The sequence below is a fragment of the Paenibacillus sp. NPDC058071 genome (genome assembly GCF_042885235.1).
Classification (GTDB): domain Bacteria; phylum Bacillota; class Bacilli; order Paenibacillales; family Paenibacillaceae; genus Pristimantibacillus.
The window spans coordinates 59422-79123 of the sequence record NZ_JBHVSK010000025.1 but is presented as its reverse complement, the minus strand read 5'-3'; the positions used below and the strand labels follow the sequence as shown (position 1 = coordinate 79123).

Annotated in this window: 19 protein-coding genes and 1 riboswitch; of the genes, 7 read left to right on the top strand and 12 right to left on the bottom strand. The window is 54.1% G+C overall.

Going from position 1 to position 19702, the window contains the following annotated elements:
• The coding region (locus tag ACFVTB_RS26525) for a transposase (RefSeq protein ID WP_387756215.1) at positions 1–435 on the top strand (435 nt) is incomplete at its 5' end.
• Between the two features lie 235 nt (positions 436–670).
• Complete coding sequence (locus ACFVTB_RS26520; RefSeq protein WP_387756213.1) at positions 671–1306, top strand: hypothetical protein; 636 nt, start codon at positions 671–673, stop codon at positions 1304–1306.
• A gap of 55 nt (positions 1307–1361) precedes the next feature.
• Here ACFVTB_RS26520 and ACFVTB_RS26515 read toward each other — a convergent pair whose 3' ends face one another.
• The 3 genes from ACFVTB_RS26515 to ACFVTB_RS26505 all read right to left on the bottom strand — a co-directional run bounded on the left by ACFVTB_RS26515 (position 1362) and on the right by ACFVTB_RS26505 (position 3871).
• Positions 1362–1523, bottom strand: coding sequence for an asparagine synthase (locus tag ACFVTB_RS26515; protein WP_387756211.1), 162 nt, complete (start codon positions 1521–1523; stop codon positions 1362–1364).
• Between the two features lie 79 nt (positions 1524–1602).
• Complete coding sequence (locus ACFVTB_RS26510) at positions 1603–3735, bottom strand: acyltransferase family protein (RefSeq protein ID WP_387756209.1); 2133 nt, start codon at positions 3733–3735, stop codon at positions 1603–1605.
• The gene (locus ACFVTB_RS26505) at positions 3725–3871 is read right to left on the bottom strand and encodes a hypothetical protein (protein ID WP_387756207.1); all 147 of its coding nucleotides are present in this window, start codon (positions 3869–3871) and stop codon (positions 3725–3727) included. The genes ACFVTB_RS26510 and ACFVTB_RS26505 overlap by 11 nt, the downstream gene beginning before the upstream one ends.
• Before the next feature lie 145 nt (positions 3872–4016).
• On the opposite strand from ACFVTB_RS26505, the gene ACFVTB_RS26500 reads away from it, so the two are divergent.
• The 4 genes from ACFVTB_RS26500 to ACFVTB_RS26485 all read left to right on the top strand — a co-directional run bounded on the left by ACFVTB_RS26500 (position 4017) and on the right by ACFVTB_RS26485 (position 9259).
• Entirely contained in the window at positions 4017–7109 is a 3093-nt protein-coding gene (locus ACFVTB_RS26500; protein WP_387756205.1) for a hybrid sensor histidine kinase/response regulator, read from the top strand.
• A 14-nt stretch (positions 7110–7123) separates the two neighbouring features.
• Entirely contained in the window at positions 7124–8284 is a 1161-nt protein-coding gene (locus tag ACFVTB_RS26495) for a response regulator (RefSeq protein WP_387756203.1), read from the top strand.
• A gap of 105 nt (positions 8285–8389) precedes the next feature.
• Entirely contained in the window at positions 8390–8779 is a 390-nt protein-coding gene (locus tag ACFVTB_RS26490) for a response regulator (protein WP_387756201.1), read from the top strand.
• Positions 8780–8914: 135 nt separating this feature from the next.
• Entirely contained in the window at positions 8915–9259 is a 345-nt protein-coding gene (locus tag ACFVTB_RS26485) for a L,D-transpeptidase (RefSeq protein WP_387756199.1), read from the top strand.
• Between the two features lie 72 nt (positions 9260–9331).
• Here ACFVTB_RS26485 and ACFVTB_RS26480 read toward each other — a convergent pair whose 3' ends face one another.
• The 7 genes from ACFVTB_RS26480 to ACFVTB_RS26450 all read right to left on the bottom strand — a co-directional run bounded on the left by ACFVTB_RS26480 (position 9332) and on the right by ACFVTB_RS26450 (position 15442).
• Positions 9332–10147 carry a glucosaminidase domain-containing protein gene (locus ACFVTB_RS26480; RefSeq protein WP_387756197.1) on the bottom strand — a complete coding sequence of 272 codons (816 nt, stop codon included), beginning with the start codon at positions 10145–10147 and terminating at the stop codon, positions 9332–9334.
• An 18-nt stretch (positions 10148–10165) separates the two neighbouring features.
• On the bottom strand, positions 10166–11347 hold the full coding sequence (locus ACFVTB_RS26475) for a glycosyltransferase (protein WP_387756195.1): 1182 nt from the start codon (positions 11345–11347) through the stop codon (positions 10166–10168).
• Positions 11348–11688: 341 nt separating this feature from the next.
• Positions 11689–12504, bottom strand: coding sequence for a TatD family hydrolase (locus tag ACFVTB_RS26470; protein WP_387756193.1), 816 nt, complete (start codon positions 12502–12504; stop codon positions 11689–11691).
• 4 nt (positions 12505–12508) lie between these two features.
• Positions 12509–13300: an ABC transporter ATP-binding protein gene (locus ACFVTB_RS26465; protein WP_387756191.1), complete on the bottom strand. Its 792-nt coding sequence runs from the start codon at positions 13298–13300 to the stop codon at positions 12509–12511.
• Entirely contained in the window at positions 13297–14073 is a 777-nt protein-coding gene (locus ACFVTB_RS26460; RefSeq protein WP_387756189.1) for an ABC transporter permease, read from the bottom strand. Before ACFVTB_RS26460 ends, ACFVTB_RS26465 begins: the two co-directional genes overlap by 4 nt.
• Positions 14063–14365: a thiamine-binding protein gene (locus tag ACFVTB_RS26455; RefSeq protein WP_387756187.1), complete on the bottom strand. Its 303-nt coding sequence runs from the start codon at positions 14363–14365 to the stop codon at positions 14063–14065. The genes ACFVTB_RS26460 and ACFVTB_RS26455 overlap by 11 nt, the downstream gene beginning before the upstream one ends.
• Before the next feature lie 27 nt (positions 14366–14392).
• Entirely contained in the window at positions 14393–15442 is a 1050-nt protein-coding gene (locus tag ACFVTB_RS26450) for an ABC transporter substrate-binding protein (protein ID WP_387756185.1), read from the bottom strand.
• Between the two features lie 261 nt (positions 15443–15703).
• Positions 15704–15815: riboswitch (TPP riboswitch) on the bottom strand.
• 478 nt (positions 15816–16293) lie between these two features.
• Here ACFVTB_RS26450 and ACFVTB_RS26445 point away from each other — a divergent pair.
• A complete protein-coding gene (locus ACFVTB_RS26445; RefSeq protein ID WP_387756183.1) occupies positions 16294–17415 on the top strand; it encodes a glycosyltransferase family 4 protein in 1122 nt (373 codons plus the stop codon).
• Positions 17416–17500: 85 nt separating this feature from the next.
• Here ACFVTB_RS26445 and ACFVTB_RS26440 read toward each other — a convergent pair whose 3' ends face one another.
• The gene (locus tag ACFVTB_RS26440) at positions 17501–18457 is read right to left on the bottom strand and encodes a GDP-mannose 4,6-dehydratase (RefSeq protein WP_387756181.1); all 957 of its coding nucleotides are present in this window, start codon (positions 18455–18457) and stop codon (positions 17501–17503) included.
• A complete protein-coding gene (locus ACFVTB_RS26435) occupies positions 18454–19503 on the bottom strand; it encodes a mannose-1-phosphate guanylyltransferase (protein WP_387756180.1) in 1050 nt (349 codons plus the stop codon). The genes ACFVTB_RS26440 and ACFVTB_RS26435 overlap by 4 nt, the downstream gene beginning before the upstream one ends.
• Between the last annotated feature and the right edge of the window lie 199 nt (positions 19504–19702).

Here is a 19702-nt window from a genome sequence, read left to right as displayed (position 1 = left end):
GAAGGTGAAGATACGTGGACGTGTGCCGCAGGCCGGAAGCTGCTATTTCGTTATGAAAGCAAAGAAAAGACGGAAAGTGGATATGAGTTGCGGAAACGCCACTACCGGAGCGAAAGCTGCGAAGGGTGTCCGCTAAAACCAAGTTGTACGAAAGCACAAGGGAACCGGGAGATTAGCGTGAGCTTGAAATACCTCCGTTACAAGCAGCAAGTACGGGAGAAGCTCAGGAGTGAGGAAGGATACGCGCTGTCGGTTCGAAGAATGATTGAACCAGAGAGTGTATTTGGACAATTAAAAAACAATCGAGGATTCCGACGTTTTCTGCTTCGAGGCCTGCCCAAAGTGAGCCTTGAGGTCGGATGGCTTTCGCTCGCCCATAATTTGCTCAAGAAGGTGGCAATCGACCGGAACGAAGAAAAAGCGATGCAGGGATAACTACCCCGCACCGCTTTTTCTTGGTTCTTCGTATGATTTTTCATCAAGCGAGCTGTCTCCTTAAGCAAGCATATCTACTTTTGGGACAGCCCCCGATTTTTTTGTTCCCTCCAGAAACTATCGCATTCTACTAAAATACACTCGTTCTTCTCCGCTGTTTCCGCCTTCACCGACACCCTTATATTTTCATAGAATAGACTACTAGAATAATGAGATAAAAGGAGCGGGAAAAGCAATGGGAGACAGCGGCCATACAGGGCATACGGGACTTACCGGGATGACGGGCATGACGGGACCTACCGGACCGGCAGGACCTCAAGGACCTCAAGGGCCGCCGGGACCTCAGGGGCCGCCGGGACCTCAGGGGCCGGCAGGACAGACCGGGCTGCAAGGATCGTCCGGTCCTCAAGGACTGCAAGGACCGCAAGGCGAACCCGGTCCATCGGTACCGGCCGCTTATGGTTATATCACTCGGCAAGCCACCACCTTACCGATGACGCTTAACTCCCCGATTCTATTTCCGAACGCAGGACTGATGAGGGATGCCGTCTATAATCAGAATGGCATACAAGTGTTGAAGACAGGTGTTTACCAAGTGCAATACGCGCTCGCGGCCAGCCTTAATTCGGCTGCGCATGAAGCCTTTTTCCTAAACGTCTTCATTAACGCGTTCGAAGTTCCGGATTTCATTCCGCAATATTCGGTCGTAGCCAACGCTGCTTCCGCCGACCAGATGATCATTACCGTTCCCGTGCATGCTTCTCTGCTGCTGCCGCTTGACGCCGGGGATACGGTTCAAGTTGTGCCAACCGTCGTATCCGGCACTCCTTCCTATTCCTACGCTTATTTACAAGTCATTCAACTGATCTGATCCACGCAAAAAGGGAGACTCCTCTGAGCCTCCCTTTCGTTATCCCGCCAAACGTTTACCGACGCTCGATCAAATCGATCGCTCCCAAAACCATATGGGCCAGACCAAATCCGAGAACACCCGTCCCTACAAGCTTATACCTGCTCTTCAGCATCGCGGCAGCGCCCGAAGCCGTTACTACGGTTCCGAGAACCGCAGGAATCAAACCTTCACGCATACAAACCGACACTCCTTTAGGTTAGTTTGGCAAGACGTACTCATTATGTTACAAAAGGAACGTTTCCATTCTGATCGCTTCAATCGGTTGCCTTGACCGCATCTGCCAGCATCGCCGCATAGGCTTTCGCCCCGGATATCTTCAAATGCACGCCGTCGGCGGCAAAATAATCGTCTTCCTCTTCGCTCGCCGCGTACCAATCGACCAGCGTCACATTAGGCGCGCCGGCAGCCGCCTCTGCAATCAGTTTATTGACTGTATCCTGCCAATTTCGCGGCACTCGCGTATTGACGAGCAGAACTCTCCGCTCTTCGCCAATCGATTGAAGCAGCTTATTCAGCTGCTTGCCGGTAAAAGCGCCGTTCGTACCCAGCTCGATAATGACGGTATCGCCCAGCTTTTGCTGTTCCTTCAACTGTTCAACAACGTCCACCGACTGCCGCATTTGACGGCCGATTTTGCCGTCTATGACAATGCCGGGGAGCAGCTTCTCCAAATAGGGAGCCGCATCCAAAATGACGGAGTCGCCGATCGCCGTCACCGCAACCGGCCGTGCCTTTTCATTGGGAGACGGTTCAGACCGCCCTTCTTCTGAACCCGTATTCGGATTCTTCGTTGGCGATGGAGATTGCGGCGGAGACGGCAATCCCACTGATGAGCCGCCCTTTTCCTTGTCCGGCGTCGTTTCTTCGTCTTCCATCGCGTAGCCGTTCCCTATTCCATCCTCCCCTTTTCCATCTGGCGTGTTCTGTGGATCGGGTGTGACCGCAGCCTTCGGCGGCTTCACGACCGCGGGCGCTTTGCTCGCCGCTTGATCCTTTGTGCCGCTTTCGTCCACTTGCCCCGCCGTTGTCTCCTTCGCAACCGCATTGCCTTTCGGCACCGGTCCATCGGATAAATCGAGAACCGGCAGCGGCGTATTGAGCGCTGAATTGATGTCCTTTGCGACGACGGCGCCTGCGGTCATGTCCGCTTGCTTCGCGTTGACCGTCAAAATATCGATGCTTCCGCTATTCAAAGCGAAAGCAAAGCATGCGCCAAAAACAAACAAGGACAGAGCGGCGACTGCCGCGCCGCTGCCAATCCGATGTTCTTTAAAATAACGGCGAACCGGCTCCAGCAGCTTGCCGACGCCGCCGTAACGAATCGGCTGTTCGAGCCAGCGATAGGACATCTCTGCGACCGCAATCGTCGCCGCAACTTGCAGCACGGACCGAAGCGGATCAAATTGGCCGGTTTCACGGACGGGCGTTGACAACATGATAATCGGATAATGATACAAATAAATGCCGTAAGAGCGCGTGCCCAGCCATTTCAACGGGGCGCTTCCCATCCATTTTCCGCTCCTGCCGGCCGGATGAGCCAGTGCCGCGACGGCAACAGCGACGGCAATGGAGAACAATAGCATGCCGCCACGGTACAGAAAGGCATCATAAGGATTCGCCAAGACAAAAAAACCGACTATAACGGCCAATCCGCTCCAGCCGATTGCATCGATCGCGATCCGGCTGCCGGTGCCAGCCGACTCGTTCAGCTTTCGGCTCGGCCAGACAACGGCAAGCGCCGAGCCGATAAGCAGAGCGAACGCTCTCGTATCCGTTCCGTAGTAGACCCGGCTTGGATCGGCTGAAGGATCGTAGAGAACCGCCATCATTGCGGCAGAGACAAGAGCGGCAGCCGTCATGGCCAGAGCGGCTTTTCCCCGCTTCGGCAAATAGTGGAGCAGCAGCAACAGCAGCAGCGGCCATAAGACATAAAATTGCTCCTCTACCGCCAGCGACCATAAATGGCCGAACGGCGACGGCGGGCCGAAGCTTTCGAAATACGATACTTCGTGGAAAATCATCCACCAGTTATTCACGTATAGGACGGAAGAACCGATATCACCTTTAAGAGTATTTAATCGGCCGGGATCGACCGCATAGAGATAAATTGCAACAGCTGCCAGCGTCAGCAGCATCGCGGGCAGCAATCGCCGCGCCCTTCCTAACCAAAAGGCTTTCAAATTCATGCGCTTGCCGCGTTCATGCTGGCTGAGCAAAATATCAGTAATGAGATAGCCGGACAGCACAAAAAACAGCGTTACCCCAAGCAAGCCGCCACGCATGCCAGGCATATTCAAATGGTAAGCGATGACAGCCAGAACCGCGACGGCGCGAAAGCCGTCAAGTCCGGGCATATAGCGTCTGCCGTTGCCGGTCTTACTCGTCATGAAAGCGTCCTCCTCTTTCGGCGGAAGCCGAGAAAAGCGATTGCTTGCGAAAGCCTGGATCCGAGATCGAATTGGAATAATTGCTGCGAATATTGCGGCTGTTGCCGGTGCGGCGTATAAGTGCGCGGTTGTTCATGGCATAGCTCCTCAAGTTGTTGTCTTCATATCAAATCGTTACGTTAACGATTATAATAGGCATATCGTTTACGAGTGTAACAGAATGATTACAACGCAGAGCAGCTTTACCATTTTCTGTTCGATATCGAAAGGAAATCACCTTCATGAGTCTTAAAAAAATCATATGGCTATGCGTGCTTCTCTTATTCGTCTTAACCGCATTCCGTTTGCTAACCGGATGGCCATTGAAGGAACAGCAGCCGTCAGCGGCCAACGGCGTCCTCGATTTGACGACGCGGAACCTCGAAAAGCTAGTCACGCTGGACGGCGAGTGGGAATACTTCCCCGGAACATTTCTTAAAGCCGGCTCTTCGGGCGAGGATGGACGAGATCCGTTGATCATGCGAATGCCGATTTCTAAAAGCCACTGCACCGACGGTGATTCCGCTAGCTGCCGCTACGGCACTTATCGGTTGATGATCAGGCTCCCATCCGGCGGAGACGGGCTGTACGGCATCCGTATGCCGGATACGCCGGCCGCCTCCGAATTATACATAGATGGCAATAAAAAACTGCAGACCGGCAGACCGGCTGCCTCGGCGGACAAAGAGATACAGCGCGTTTTACCGGCCTATTTCTTTTTTCATTCGGACAAAAGCTCTGTCGAGGTAGTCGTACACGTCTCGAATCATATCGGCAAAACGGCCGGATGGACGAAGCAGTCTATCAAGTTCGGGGCAGCGGAAGCAATCGGCAAAGAACGAGCCTATTCCTACGGCATGGAATGGATCGCCTGCGCCATTTTATTAATGCTCGTCATTTATTCAGCCGTTATTTCAATTATCAATCGCCAAATGAGAACAAGTCTTCTCTACTTCGTCGGGGCGATCGGCTGTTCGGTCTTATCGATCCTAATCGACGATGAAAAACAGCTGCTTAGCTGGTTTTCAATTCCGTACGAATGGTCCGTTCGGCTGACGATTATCGCCTATATGGGTATTGCACTGTTCTTCCTTCAATTTATTAAGAATCTGTTCCCGTTGGCGATCAATAAAAGAGTACAGGACGGTTTAACGATATTCGGACTCGCAAGCATAGCCGTTTTAACGCTCAGCATCCCTTTCTATCAAACGATTAAGAGTGATTATTTGCTCGTATTGATGGCCGTTCCCTACTTCTTCGTTCCCGCTGCGCTTCTCCGGATTACGATGAAATTCGACCGGAACGCTATCTATCTAGTGCTTGGAGCGACAGCAATCGCCGGCAGCGTAGGCTGGGGAATCGCCAAAAATATAGCGGGTTTAAACGCAGGCTATTATCCTTTTGATACGATCGCCGCTAGTCTGCTGTTCGCGGCCTACTGGTTCAAGCGGTTTTTCGACAATGCCTCCGAAACCCGGCAGCTGGCCGATCAATTGAAAAAAACCGATAAATTAAAAGATGAATTTTTAGCCAATACGTCGCATGAGCTGCGCACGCCTCTTCACGGCATTGTCAACATCGCACAGACGATGCTCGACAATGACAAGAAAGCCTCCCGGCTCGGCGCGGAGAATAAAGATTACTTGGAATTGTTAATTACAGTCGGACGCCGAATGTCGCTGCTCTTAAACGATTTGCTGGATATCAATCAGCTGAGAGAAAATCGCATACGTCTGCACAAAGCGCCCGTTCGAATCCAATCGATCGTATCCGGTGTTTTGGATATTGTCAGGGTGATGTCCGAAGGCAGGCCGATCCGATTCGAAATGGCAATTGAAGACGACTTTCCGGCTATAGGCGGCGACGAGAAAAGACTCGTTCAAATTATGTTCAATCTGCTTCATAATGCATTGAAATTTACAGAAAAGGGGTTGATTCGGGTAACGGCGGAAACGTCGGACAACCAGGCCCTCATCCATGTGTCGGACACTGGAGCCGGCATGAGTGAAGCGGAGCTAACGCGCGTGTTCCGCCCGTATGAGCAGGGCGACCCGGCGTCTCAACATCCAAGCGGCGGCATTGGTCTTGGTCTTAGCATCTGCAAGCAGCTGATCGAGCTGCACGGCGGGACGCTTTCGGTTCGATCCGAGCTTGGGCGCGGCTCCGTATTTTCATTCGCCATGCCGTTACAAAATGCGACTGACGCCGCTTCGTCCGTTTTTACGAAGGAATCTTCTATTCTACAAACCGAAGCCGCTGAGGAATTCGGCGAGCTGCCGAAGACGGAAACGGCATCGAGCACTGCCTTCACACCCGAATCCGGAAGCGACAAGCCGGCCGTTCTTGTCGTCGATGACGATCCCGTCAATTTGAAAGTATTACGAGGCATACTGGCGTCGGAAGGATACCGTATCACCTCCGCAACGAGCGGGAGCCAAGCGCTGGAGCGCATACAAACGACGGCGTATTCGCTTGTTGTCGCAGACGTTATGATGCCCGGCATGTCCGGCTACGAGTTGACTGCACGCATACGGGAGCAATACTCGCAGACGGAACTCCCCGTCCTGCTTCTCACTGCGCGCAGCAGGCCGGCCGACACCTACTCGGGCTTTCGGTCGGGGGCGAACGACTATGTAGTCAAACCGGTCGACGCCAATGAACTGCGAATGAGAGTGCGTGCCCTTGTCGGCTTGAAGCAATCGGTAGAGGAACAGCTGCAGATGGAGGCGGCCTACCATCAAGCCCGCATTCAGCCCCATTTCCTGTTCAACACGCTTAATTCCATAACGGCATTAAGCCGCCTCGATTCGGAAAAAATGTACGATTTGATCGAAGCGTTCAGCGATTACTTGCGAATCAGCTTCAACCTTTGGAATTCCGAGCAAATCGTCCCCATTCGGTATGAGCTCGATTTGCTTAAAGCCTATTTATTTATCGAGCAGGAACGGTTCGGCGAACGGCTGCGAATTGACTGGAAAATGGTCGACAGCAGCTTGTTCATCCCGCCCTTGACCATTCAGCCGCTAGTCGAGAATGCGGTGCGGCACGGAGCAATGAGCCGGGGGCGCGGCGGCTCTGTTCGGATAAGAATCGAGGAACGGGACGGATGCACCGTTATCTCTGTCATCGACTCCGGCAAAGGAATGTCGGACAAGAGTATCAAGGAACTGCTCAATCGGGCAAACGCGAGCAAACGCGGCATCGGCATCAGCAATACGGACAGAAGACTTAAAAAGACGTACGGCAGCGGGCTTCGCATTCGCAGCAAGCCGGGATTGGGCACATGCATCACTTTTGAAGTGCCGGCAGCGTTCCGTTCGGAAGATGAAAGGTGAAATGGTGATAAACGATGATTAGAACGATATTGATAGACGACGAACGGCTTGCATTGCGGCAGTTGGAACATATGCTTCTCGAATGGGACGGCATCGCGGTGGTCGGCGCTTACACCAACCCGTTTGCAGCGCTCGAGGAAGCGCCTGCTTTGCGTCCGGACGTCATTTTTCTCGACATCAACATGCCGGAAATGGACGGTCTGCAGGCAGCGGAAAAGCTGCAGGACGCCATTCCTGGCGCTCAAATCGTTTTTATAACCGCTTACGACCGCTATGCGATCGATGCTTTCGAGCTCAGCGCGCTCGACTATTTGCTGAAGCCGATTAACCGTTCCCGAATCGCGAAAACAGTAGAGCGGATCAAGAACCGCTACTCGATCGATCGCAGCGGACGAGAGCAGGAAACTTCCCTCCGTACAGGGCCGGCTGTTATCCATTGCTTCGATACGCTTCGCCATTCGATCGACGGCGGTCCGCCCTCGCCATTTCGCTGGAGAACGTCTAAGGCGCTCGAACTGTTCGCCTATTTGCTGCATAACCGCGACGCCTTCGTCAGCAAGGATTCAATTATCGAATTGCTGTGGCCCGGCCAGGACGCGAAAAAATCGGCTGCGCAGCTGTACACAACCGTCTATCAGGCTAGACAATGCTTGAAGCAGGTGGGATTGCATTCCGAAATCCGCAACATGAGCGGCGGCGAAGGCTATATGCTTCAATTAAAGGACGCGTCAGTCGATGCCGATTTGTGGGAACGGGAAGGCGTCGAGCTGGGAGAGCTTGGGCCGGACACGCACGAGCTCTATCAACATTGGCTTGACCGCTACGAGGGCGATTATTTGGGACAATACGATTTTTTGTGGGCGGAGAGCGAACGTCAGCGGCTGCGGGCCATCTGGTATCATCAGGCTATGAAGCTAGCCGAATACTATGCCGATTCCGCTATGAACGTCCCAGCGCTTACTGTATACAAGCGAATTACCGCTCTGCTGCCGTACTATGAAGAAGCGCATTTTGGACTAATGATTATATACGACCGTATTGGAGACCGCCGAGCTGTACTCGAGCAGTACCGGCTGCTCTGCCGTTTGTTTAAAGAAGAATTAGCGATTCCGATCCCGAAACCGATCGAAGATTGGATGAGCGACTGGACAGATGCACATCCTCAGCGTTTATGATCCTCTTCGAGCAAAGAGCAATGTCAAATCGCCGTTTGCGCCCTTTGCGTTTGTATAGAATTTGTTCAGTGCCCCCGGCTATGCTTGTTGTCGGGAGGTTGAACGATGACAGAGGGTTTGAACGTGCTGGTTGTGGACGATAACGCTTTTATGCGAAGGGTATTGAGAGGCATTTTGGAGCCGATGGGACATGTTGTCATTGAAGCCGGAGACGGCATGGAAGCGATTATGTTTCACCAGGCATGGCGTCCTGACCTGATACTGATGGACATTGCGATGCCAATCCTGGACGGCCTTAGCGCGGCAGCACAAATTCGCGCTGCTGATCCCGCTGTAAAACTGATTATGTGCTCGGAAGCGGGACAAGGCGAACTGATCCTGCGCGCGCTGCGGAACGGCGCCAACGAATTCATCGTTAAGCCGTACCATGCGAACCGTATCGCGACCATTATAGACGAGCTGCTGCCGTGTCATCCGCAGCAGCAAAAAGGTTGAACCGGATCTCATTTCCGATTCAACCTTTTTTTTGTTTCCGCCGCCTAATTTCCGCTGTTTCCGTCGCACTTCCGCTTCTGCCTGCATAGGTTGCAATAAGCGTTGACGCTCTATTCATCTTGCAGTAGAAAGGGAGTGAGACCGCCAGAGTACCGAATTATTGTCGATCTGTCCGATCGCATGCTTTATTTACTTGACGGAGACATCGTCGTCCGCGCGTTCCCGGTGGGTATCGGAACCATCGTTACCGCTACGCCATCCGGGGAGTTCACGATTATTAACAAACAACCGAATCCGGGCGGTCCGTTCGGCGTGTTCTGGATGGGTTTGTCTAAGCCGCATTACGGCATTCACGGCACAAACGATCCGGCGTCGATCGGCCATTTGGTATCGCATGGCTGCATCCGCATGTACAATGAAGACGTACTCGAGCTGTCCCGCATCGTTCCGATCGGCACCCGCGTTACGATACGCCCTTAGCGGCGACGCCCGGTACATTACGCGAAACGCTCTATACGACCAGGCTGCTGCGCCCTATCCACGCTTCCTATATCAAGCGCCGGAGCTTGGCGAAGAAGTAGGCGACGCAGGCTGCGCATCCTCGATCGTGACCGTTCCGGCTAACTGATCCCATACCGCCCTTTTACCAAGAGCGGCAGCCAGCTCGCGAACAGGTACGTAACCGGTGCTGACGTCCAGCGTTGTATTCAACTCGTTGCCGTTGACGGTTACCTTCGTCCCGGTCCAGCCGATCTTCCCTCCAAGCGACTCGCCCAATGCGCGGGCTGGCGCCCATACAACCCCGTCCGTCGTCTTGTAGCCGACCGCCGCAACCAGACCGTCACGCAAAATCGCGGCGGCAGCTGAGCCCTTGAACGCGAGCGTAGTGCTGACGGCAGCTGCCTGATCGTATTTCGCAAGTCCATATTGCTTAAGGATCGAGATCAGCTTTGTATCATAGGCAGGATCGGTCGCATATCCGCAAGCTTTCAGCATTCGGGCTTGCTGCTCTGGCGTAACGGCCGCCCGGACTGGCGTATATCTTGGTTTTGCAAACAACAGGTCCTGATCCTTCAAATAATGATAGACGCTTGCGTAGGCGCGGAATGCCGCTGTCGTATTTATGTCGCGCCCGTCGATATGCTCCTTCGTCCCCTTCACGACCGCGTCTCCGCGCCAATACGCGTTTGGAGCCGCTCCTCCCGTTTTGACGCCGCCGAGATTATACCAGGGGTGGATGACGCCTCCCGATTCGAGCAGACACAGCGCCAGCCGGACCGACGGGAATAGCGCCGATCCTTCTTTTCTCGCCAGCAGCACGGCCGGAGCGATTGCGGTTATAAACTGTTCCTTCGTTAAGGCTGACATTTTGCCCACCTCCTTCTCTTATCTGGCTGCCCGCAGCACATTATAGATAACGTTGCCGTATTCATTAGCCACATCCGACCAGCGGCGTTTCATCACTTCGCTCATTTCCTGCTTCTCTCGCTCGACAAGCCCCGGACCGGCGAGCGAAAGCCGGGCGATAGCGTCACTCATCTCGGCGATCGAGTACGGATCGAAGTGTATAAAGCTGTTCACGTTGCGGACAAGCTCGAGCGTAACCGGTATTCGGCTAATGGCTAACGGCGTATTCATCGCTAGCGACTCCAGCAGCGGAAACGGCAGATTGCCTTCGAACAGCGTTGGCACAATGGTCCCTTTAGCGTACTTATACAAGCTCGGCAAATCTGTCGAGTCGATGCGGCCGATAAACCGAATCCGTTGGACGAGTGTCGGACTGTTGCAGGCGATCATCGCTTTTTCGATTTGAACGCCCATCGGATGGCTGTGCAAATGGTCGGTCAGGACGAGCTGCAGATTCGAACGCTGTCCGAGCGGGGATTGCAAAAACTGCAAAAAGGCGACAACGAGCCGATCGTGATTTTTATGATAGCGAACCGCCGACGGAAACAGCAGGTACGGCGTTCCGAGATTGTATTTCTGCCGAAGCTTCGCCTCGCCCATTAATCCGAACAGCTCGAATTCCTCGACCGGAGCCGACGTACGGATAAGCGCGGTTTTCCAAAGCGGCAGCTTCATTTCCTTCAAACCGTCGTGCTGCAAAATAAAGTTGGAGTTGAAGATGACGGCTGCGGCCCGCTCGCACATAAGCGGCGCCAGTTGATCCAAGTAATTGCACTGCTCGGGACTGGTTGTTCGATAGATTAAGCTCATATTCTCATGTTTATAAATCAGGTCGTGCAAGCAAAGCAAATAAGGCTTGTCGAGCTGAAGTGCATTAGGCAAGCTGACGTAAGGCACGATCCACAAATCGACGCCGGCGCGGCGGTTCAAGTCGGGAACGTCGGAGAAGAGTAAAATTTGCAGGGAATCCGGATAGCTTTTCTTCAATGGCTCGAGCACTCGCTCCATCTCCGCCAAGTTGCACGGCTGGACCGCCACTTTGATCACGTACGCTTTTTTGGCCAGCATGCCTTCAATGAGACGGAAAAAGTACCTGCCGATGCCTTCCTGATCAAAGGAAAGAGTAAACGAATAGCCCCAGAACACACCGATCGATGTCAAAATAGAGGTCCTCCTTGCAGCATCGCGTTCTATAGCTTTATATAACATATTGCCGACGTGCGAAAAGGTACCTGCTTGGCCTAGGCAATCGCTGCGATTCTGCGAGAAATAGACTAAGGCGCAGCCGCGCTAACAAGCGCTTTTTCAGCCGAAAATGGCGAATCTGCGGTTCCAACAACAAAAAAACTGCACCCCTTGTTAGATTGCATCTAACGTTGGTGTGCAGTTTAGCTTGACTCTTATTCTTAAAGAGGGTGTACACTACAGGACGGAAGGTTATTCCGATAGCTGTTGAAGTCTCTTTTCTTTATTTAGTAGGAATTGGGTTATAAAAGCGAACGCTACCGTTTCTCTAGCTGCAGCGAATAAAATGCGCGCGCGTTGCGCGTGAGCGCTTCAGCGGCTTCTTTTGCAGGTATTCCTTTAATCGCCGCAATCTCTTCGGCCGCATCGGCAGCCATAGCAGGCACGGTTTGCTTGCCGGCGTGAGGGCCTTCGAACGGCCACGGCCCGTCCGTTTCAGCCATCATTAAATCAAGCGGATAGCGGCGGACGAGCGCTTGTATCTCCGGTTCGTAGGCGACATCGGGCGTAACGGATATATAGCAGCCTGACGCAATCATCCGTTCTATTGTCGCTTCATCGCCTTTGAACCAATGGAAATGAACGCGCCGAACGCCATGCTTTGCGGCAATCTCGCACGCTTTCGCTCCGTCTTCGTACACGGCATGCAGCACAAGCGGTCGATCCAATTCGGCAGCCAGCGCCGCAAACCTCTCAAGTGTCCGAATATAGGGCGCTTCATCGAAAGGACGCCCCTGCTCTTCTGCTTCCGTCCGGTTGTAATACGGCAGACCGACCTCTCCGATTGCAAACGGCTCTCCAGCACGATGCTTGTCGCGAATCCATGCGATCAGCGCATCGATCGCTTCGTCTCCCGGATGCGGCTGCTCAGGATGAAAGCCGTATGCCGGGTGAACACGGTCCGGATAGCGCTGAGCGAGCTTGCGGTTGGTCTCACAGGAGGAAAGCTCCATCGATACAGCGACAACCGCCTCTACGCCGGCTGCAAACGCCTGCTCCAGCAGCCGATCCCGCTCCTCCTCCGGATAAGCGTCGAGATGGATATGGGCGTCAATGATGTTCCGTTGCTCCACGATACTACTCCTTTCGATGCAGCAGCCCGTAAATATGCTGTTTCATTTCATTAAATAACGACTGCGTCCACAGATCCTCGCTCCGCGGCCGCTCGAAAGGCACTTCGAGCTCAGCAGTAATCACCGCAGGAGCGTCGGAAAAGACGATAATCCGGTCGGAGAGCAGCAGCGCCTCTTCGATACTGTGCGTGACGAGCAGCACCGAACGGCGATTCTCCTCCCATATCGACAACAGCCATTGCTGCATCTGCTGCCTCGTCAACGCATCAAGAGCGCCGAACGGCTCGTCAAGGAGCATCAGGTGCTGCGGCGACAACAGCGCTCGCAGAAAAGAAACGCGCTGCTGCATGCCGCCGGACAGCACATGCGGATATTCGTCCGCATATTCAGACAATCCAATCCGGTCGAGCCAGCTTCGCGACGCCTGCACGGCCTCCTTGCGTTCAATCCCGGCCAGCCTCAGAGCAAGCTCGATGTTGCCGCTGACCGTTTGCCATGGCATAAGCGAAGCCTGCTGCGGCATGTAGGCGATATGCCCGCGCTGCCCCGTCGTCCGGCGGCCCCCGATCCGCACCTCTCCTTCGGTCAAAGGCTCAAGACCGCCAATCAGTTGGAACAGTGTCGATTTGCCGCTCCCCGAAGGACCGATGACGGAGACGAACTCGCCATCTCCGACGGTTAGCGACAAGCCGCCGATCACCTTTTTCGAGCCAAAGCTTTTATGCACATTCCGCAGCTCGAGCGCCGGCGTTCCGTCTTGACCGGGCTGCACTGAAGAGCTTGTCAGCTTTGTCATCCTCTTTCCTCCTTTTGCGGCCGCCAGCGTACGACGGCTTTCTCCGCCAGTGCGACTAAGCCAAACAACAGCAAACTCATTGTCACAATCAGAAAGACGGCGGCGAATACCCGATTCGGCTGAAAGCCTTTAGACGACAGCAGCATAAAATAGCCCAGTCCTTTCTGTGCGCCGATCCACTCGGCCACGATAGCGCTGAGCACCGCGTAGGACGCCGCGATTTTAAGTCCGGAGAACAGATGGGTAACCGCATTAGGCAGCTCGAGCCGCCAAAACAATTGACCGCGTGAAGCGCCAATCATCCGCATATAATTGCGAAGCGCCGGATCGGTATCCTTAAGCCCTTGCAATATGGCAACCGATACCGGAAAAAAACAAACCATCCATACGAGCATAAGCTTCGGTAAAATGCCGTAGCCCAGCCACATGACAAGCAGCGGTCCGATCGCGACGACCGGCACGTTCTGCGAGAGCACCAGCAGCGGATAAACGGCTGTGCGTGCGGAGGGCAGCAGATGAAGCAAGGAAGCGAGCGCGAAGCCGGCGGTCGCGCCTCCCGCGAAGCCGATAAGTGCCAGTTTCACGGTCGCCGCCGTATGCTCCATCAAGCGCGGCCAGATTGACGCCATTTCGGCCAAGACGGCCGATGGAGCCGGCAGCTGCCATTCGGGTATGCCGCCCCAATCGACGGCAGCCTCCCATGCCAGCAGCAGCGTTGCCAACAGCAGCGCTGGCGGCGCTGCCTTGCGCCAAGCTTGCCGCTTATTGTCCATCCGGGTATTTCTCCAGCAGCCTGCCCATCGAAGCGCCGTTCGACGGGTTGTAATAGATTTTGACTTGCGAAATAATCGACGGGCAGCCCAGCTCGGCCAACTCCTCGCTCATTCTCTGAACGATGCCGAGCAGCTGCTGCAAGTCTCCTTCCATCGTCGTTTCGAGCGGCGCGACCCGGTAAGGAACGCCGGAAGCCTTAATAATATCGATCGCCCGGTCAACGTATGGATAAACGCTTTGTCCCTCCGGCGTTGTCGGCAAAATTTGAATACTTACGAGCGCATTAGCCATGTTTCGCTTCCCCTTTTCTGCGTTAAATTATTGTGGTAAAAATTCGTTCGTGAACGCCTTCTCCGCTTCCAGCTCTTTCTCTAGCAGCTGGTGATCGTACATCCAAGCCGCATAGTTTTCCCAGACCGACAGCTTTTGCTCGCCCCAGCGCGGCGCATCGTCCTTATATTTCGGACTGAGCCACTTCTGGCTTGCCTGCACCAGCTCGGCATTCAAGTCTGGCTCAGCTTTGATGAGCAGCTCCGCCGCTTCCTCAGGATGGTCGATCGCATACTCGTAGCCTTTTGCCGCACCGGCAACGAACGCTTTCACGATCTCCGGTTTTTTCGCAATCATATCTTCGCTTGTCGCAAGTACAGGTGTATAATAGTCCAGTTTATCGCTGTAATCAGTCAAATAAACCATGTTCAGCTTCTCACCGCGAAGTTCCGCTTCCACGCCGGTCCAAGCGTAGTAAATCCAAGCGAAGTCGATGTCCCGCTTCACCGCCGAGAAGAAGTCAACGTCCCCGATGCTCATCATGTTCACCTTGGACACGTCGCCCTGCTCTTCCTTCATCAGCGACTCGATAACCGCCGCTTCGACCGGAGCGCCCCAGCCGCCATACGTTTTGCCTTCAAACTTTTTCGGCGAATCGATGCCTTTCGCTTCAGGCGAGGCGAAGCCCGACGTGTTATGCTGAATGACAGCTGCAATCGATACAATCGGCACGCCTGCGATGCGCGCCATCGTCAGCGACTCCTGATAGCTGACGCCGAACTCGGCACCGCCGGATGCGACCATTTTGTCAGCGCCGTCCTGACCTGGCTGAATAATTTCCACGTCCAGCCCTTGCTCCTTGAAGAAGCCTTTGTCTCTTGCAACATACAATCCCGTATGATTCGTGTTCGGCGTCCAATCCAGCACCACTTTCACTTTCGTTGGCGCTCCTTCGCCATTGCCCGCGCCGTTAGCGTCGTTTCCGCCGCCTGCATTGCCGGATCCGCATCCGGCCAGCAGCAACAGCACTGCTGTCACCGCTGTGACGGCTTTCCATCCCCTCGTTGTTGCCAGTCTTTGTTTCATTTTGTTGTGCATGTCTTTCTCTCCTTCTCTGAGTAAATGGCTATTGACGGAAAATGATTAGGTAACCGGAATCGCCAGACGGATAAAAACAAAAAAAGACGTTCCTCCTCCGAGGAACGCCGCTAGGCTTGGCGCCGCTGCGCTACATGCCGGCCGTCGTCATAAAAAAACGGTCCGCATGAAGCGCTCATGCATCCTGCAGCCGCATCGACGAACAATAAAATCGTCAATTCTTCCGCAGGATACAAACGACGGCCGCCATAAATGCAGCGACCGTCGTTCAGATAGGCTTCCTCCGCTGGCATTACCCAGTTCAGGTCGTTTCGGTCGAAAACGGATTAGTTTTCCTCTCAGCATAGTTCCCTAAGCTCCCGAGCATTATTTTCTTGTCAATAGTAGTAATGATAGCAGTTGTCATTTGATTTCGTCAATCATTACGCTGTTTTTGCCACTATACGATACAGCCATATGCTACGTGTTACACAGATTCTTTGTCCCTACTCTTGACGCTCGCTGCAGACGTACGATCCTCCATTTCTCTCTGCGGATTCTGTTTCAGAAGGCGTATGCCTCCGGGCACAAGCCGCTTTTACGGGCCATTCGGGCAGAAGCCCGTTTGCAGGTTGACTCCGCTGAATACGATAAAATCAAACCACTATTCGCTCCTGGCAGAGAGGACTGAATAACGATTGCATAAGCCAACCAGACGGCGTAAGCCGCGGAGGCGACCGCGCGCCAGACGTTCCTATGCGCGGCCGAAGCGAGCGCGTAATCGCAGAAAACGATCTAAGCAGCGTTCGAGGCGAAGGCGGAGATTCCGGGCACGCGGGAAAAAGCGACTTTCCGCTCCTGAGCCCCCGCCTATGCCAAGCCCTCCGCCGGACAAAGGCATCAATATTATCGGATTTATATACGCTGAGATGGGGATCGGGGAATCGGCAAGACTGGCTGCGCGGTCGGCTGAAGCGGCCGGCATCCCGTTCGGCATGCTCGACTACCCGATCAGAGTGTCCGAGCGAATGTCGGACGCCAGTTGGTCGCACAAGGAAATTCAAACGCCGATCTACCCGGCCAATGTCTTTCACATCAACGCCGATTTCATGAGCTCGGCTATCGGCCATTTCGGGAGCGACTTAACGAAAGACCGTTACAATATCGGCTATTGGCATTGGGAGCTGCCCGACTTCCCGGATGAGTTCAGTCCTTCTTTTGAGCTTGTTCAAGAGATATGGACTTGCAGCACTTTCACTGCCGAAGCGATTGCTCGCAAAACGTCGCTTCCGGTTCTGACCATCCCTCACGGCGTCGCCGTCCCGCCGCTCATCCCGGCTAGCCGAACCGATTTCGGCCTCCCCCAGGAACGTTTTCTATTTCTAGTTATGTACGATGCTCAAAGCTCCGCTCTGCGCAAAAACCCGCAAGCCGCAGTGGATGCGTTCCGGCTTGCATTCGAAAAGCACCATCCAGACGTCGGTCTGGTCATCAAGCTTAACAACGGCGACTTCCGCCCGCAAGACTCCGCTCCACTTCGCCAGTTGGCCGCGGAACGCGACCACATTTACCTGATCGATAAAGCGATGTCGAGAAACGAGGTCTATTCGCTGCTGCAATGTGTCGATTGCTTCGTCTCACTGCACCGGGCGGAGGGCTTCGGCCTTGGACTCGCCGAAGCAATGTATCTCGGCAAGCCGGTTATCGGCACCGGCTGGTCCGGCAACACCGACTTTATGACCACTGGAAATTCCTGCCCGGTAGACTACAGGCTTGTGAAGGTTGGGCAGGATTGGGGGCCGTACAAAGGCTATCAGACTTGGGCGGAAGCCGACGTCCGGCATGCCGCCGACTACATGCGCCGGCTTGTCTCTGACCGCGCCTGGCGGCAGGCGATTGCGGCAAACGGCATGCGCACGATACGGGAGAGCTTCTCGCCCGCCGTTTCTGGACGGATGATGCGCAGCCGACTGCAATCGCTCTCGTTGTTATAAAACGTTGAAGGGTTGCAACGCAAGGCCCGCCGTCCGCGGCAAGAGCCTTCGATTCAACCCTTCGTTCATTTGCTGCCCGCAGTCGCTACTGCGGCAGCTTGACGCGCCAATAATTCAATAAATCTTTCATCGTCTGCTCAAACGGTATTTCAGGCTGCCAGCCCGTCACCGCATGAAACTTAGAATAATCGCCGACAAGCGCTTTGACATCCGACGGCCTAAGTCTGGCTGGATCCTCCTGAATTTCGATAGAAACGGCGCTCAAGCCGAGCAGCGTATTCAATACTTCGCGGATCGTTCGCCCTTTCCCCGACGCGACGTTGTAGACTTCGCCGGGAACGCACCGGTCGAGCGCCAAATCGTATGCGCGCACGACATCGCGCACGTCGACGAAATCCCGCTGCGCTTCCAAATTGCCCACGAACAAGACGGGCGGTTTCCAGCCCCTCTCAATCTCAACAATTTGCTTCGCAAAATTGGAGGTGACGAATTGCTCGCCTCTGCGCGGACCGGTATGATTAAACGTCCGGGTACAGACGGTATGAATGCCGTAATTGCGATAATATTGGTAGCCGAGATAATTTTGCGCGATTTTGCTTATCGCATAAGGACTAAGTGGACGCAGCGGATTCGTTTCCTTGATCGGCACCTCATGCTCTTCCACCTGCCCGTATTCCTCGCTAGAGCACGCGATCAGCACTTTGCATGCGAGACCCTGCTTTCTGATCGCTTCCAGCAAATGAATTTGGCCGGCCACATTATTATGAATCGTTTCCATCGGGGCAGACCATGACGCCGGAACGAAGCTTTGCGCCGCCAGATGGAAAATCAAGTCCGGCTGCGCTGCGGAAATCGTTTGCTCCACTGCCGGAGCATCGGTTAAGTCGCATTCGTACAGGCGTATGTCCGGCTGCACATGCTCGATATGCTGAAGCGGGCTGCCGCTGCGGACAGTACCGGCCACTTCGATTTTTCGGCTTAGCATATATTCCGCTAGATGGCTGCCGACGAAACCGGATATCCCTGTAATTAACGCTCTCATCCCTTGCGATCCTCCTGATCGGAATTCAAGGCTGCAATAGCTTCCTTCACTTTCTGCTCTTCGCTTTTCGGACAAATGAGCAAGCCGTGTTCGGTCGAGACGACGATTAAATCCTCGACGCCGATGACGACGATCCGCTGATTTTCCGAATAGACAATACTGCGGCGAACGCCGTGCGGATAGACGGAGCCGAACAGCAAATTGCCTTCGCCGTCCGTGTCGAAAATACGTTCAAGCGACGTCCATGTTCCGACATCGTCCCATAAAAATGCGATCGGAACGGTATAAAGCTTCTCCACCTTCTCGATAATCGCATAATCAACGGACTGCTTCGGCAGCTGCCGATAAGCTTGCTTTAACGCGTCGCCCGACGACTGAAATACGGACCACAGCTGAGGCTGATAACGCCGCATATACGCTGCTATGGTCGAAGGCTTCCATATAAAAATGCCGCTGTTCCAATATATGTTGGAATCTTGGATCAGTTGCTCCGCTTTTTCTTTCGTCGGCTTCTCAATAAACGCCTTGACCTCCTTAATAAGGTGGCCGTACCGCTCCGCACGCACCTGCTCGCTTGCGGCGATATAACCGAAGCCGGTCTCCGCACGGGTCGGCACAATGCCAAGCGTCACAACGGTTTCGTCTTCCTCTGCGACGCTCTCGGCTGCCCGGAGCGCCTCCATCAACTGCGCCGTCTCCGGAATAAATTGGTCGGAAGGCGCCGTCACGATAACCTCGTCGATTCCTCTATTCAATAAAAAGCTCGCCGCGAGCGCGACACACGGAGCGGTGTCCCGCTGATCCGGCTCAATCATCAGCTGGCCGGCTTTCAAGGTCGGCAGTTGCTCGCGTACAAGGGGCAAATAATTTTCGCTCACCGCCACATAAATATCCTCTTCGGCCAGACAACTGCGAAATCGCTCATACGTTTGCTGCAGCATCGTCGCGCGATCGGAAGCCAGCTGCAAAAACTGCTTCGGCTTCTCTTCGGTGCTTCGGGGCCAGAACCGCGTTCCTTTCCCTCCGGCCATAATGACGGCTTTCATCGCGGTTCACCTCGAAACAAAGCTTCGGCCTCTTGAATTGTCGTTATTATTGTCAATCGGGTCGCCTCCTCTATGAACGATGCCTAGCAATAGAAATGCCATATGAGCATCGTATGCTTTAATAGAGAGAAGCTAATGGACGAATCGACTGCGACATTCATAATTAAGGCAAATATCTACGCCCTTGTTCGGCGGCGCC

Excerpts from the sequence above, each read along its gene's own strand:
- ACFVTB_RS26510 (WP_387756209.1), bottom strand. The coding sequence starts at position 3,735 with ATGACGAGTAAGACCGGCAACGGCAGACGCTATATGCCCGGACTTGAC.
- ACFVTB_RS26465 (WP_387756191.1), bottom strand. The coding sequence starts at position 13,300 with ATGACAAAGCTGACAAGCTCTTCAGTGCAGCCCGGTCAAGACGGAACG.
- ACFVTB_RS26520 (WP_387756213.1), top strand. The coding sequence starts at position 671 with ATGGGAGACAGCGGCCATACAGGGCATACGGGACTTACCGGGATGACG.
- ACFVTB_RS26505 (WP_387756207.1), bottom strand. The coding sequence starts at position 3,871 with ATGAACAACCGCGCACTTATACGCCGCACCGGCAACAGCCGCAATATT.
- ACFVTB_RS26440 (WP_387756181.1), bottom strand. The coding sequence starts at position 18,457 with ATGAGAGCGTTAATTACAGGGATATCCGGTTTCGTCGGCAGCCATCTA.
- ACFVTB_RS26490 (WP_387756201.1), top strand. The coding sequence starts at position 8,390 with ATGACAGAGGGTTTGAACGTGCTGGTTGTGGACGATAACGCTTTTATG.
- ACFVTB_RS26450 (WP_387756185.1), bottom strand. The coding sequence starts at position 15,442 with ATGCACAACAAAATGAAACAAAGACTGGCAACAACGAGGGGATGGAAA.
- ACFVTB_RS26515 (WP_387756211.1), bottom strand. The coding sequence starts at position 1,523 with ATGCGTGAAGGTTTGATTCCTGCGGTTCTCGGAACCGTAGTAACGGCT.
- ACFVTB_RS26480 (WP_387756197.1), bottom strand. The coding sequence starts at position 10,147 with ATGTCAGCCTTAACGAAGGAACAGTTTATAACCGCAATCGCTCCGGCC.
- ACFVTB_RS26500 (WP_387756205.1), top strand. The coding sequence starts at position 4,017 with ATGAGTCTTAAAAAAATCATATGGCTATGCGTGCTTCTCTTATTCGTC.
- ACFVTB_RS26445 (WP_387756183.1), top strand. The coding sequence starts at position 16,294 with ATGCCAAGCCCTCCGCCGGACAAAGGCATCAATATTATCGGATTTATA.
- ACFVTB_RS26495 (WP_387756203.1), top strand. The coding sequence starts at position 7,124 with ATGATTAGAACGATATTGATAGACGACGAACGGCTTGCATTGCGGCAG.
- ACFVTB_RS26435 (WP_387756180.1), bottom strand. The coding sequence starts at position 19,503 with ATGAAAGCCGTCATTATGGCCGGAGGGAAAGGAACGCGGTTCTGGCCC.
- ACFVTB_RS26455 (WP_387756187.1), bottom strand. The coding sequence starts at position 14,365 with ATGGCTAATGCGCTCGTAAGTATTCAAATTTTGCCGACAACGCCGGAG.
- ACFVTB_RS26460 (WP_387756189.1), bottom strand. The coding sequence starts at position 14,073 with ATGGACAATAAGCGGCAAGCTTGGCGCAAGGCAGCGCCGCCAGCGCTG.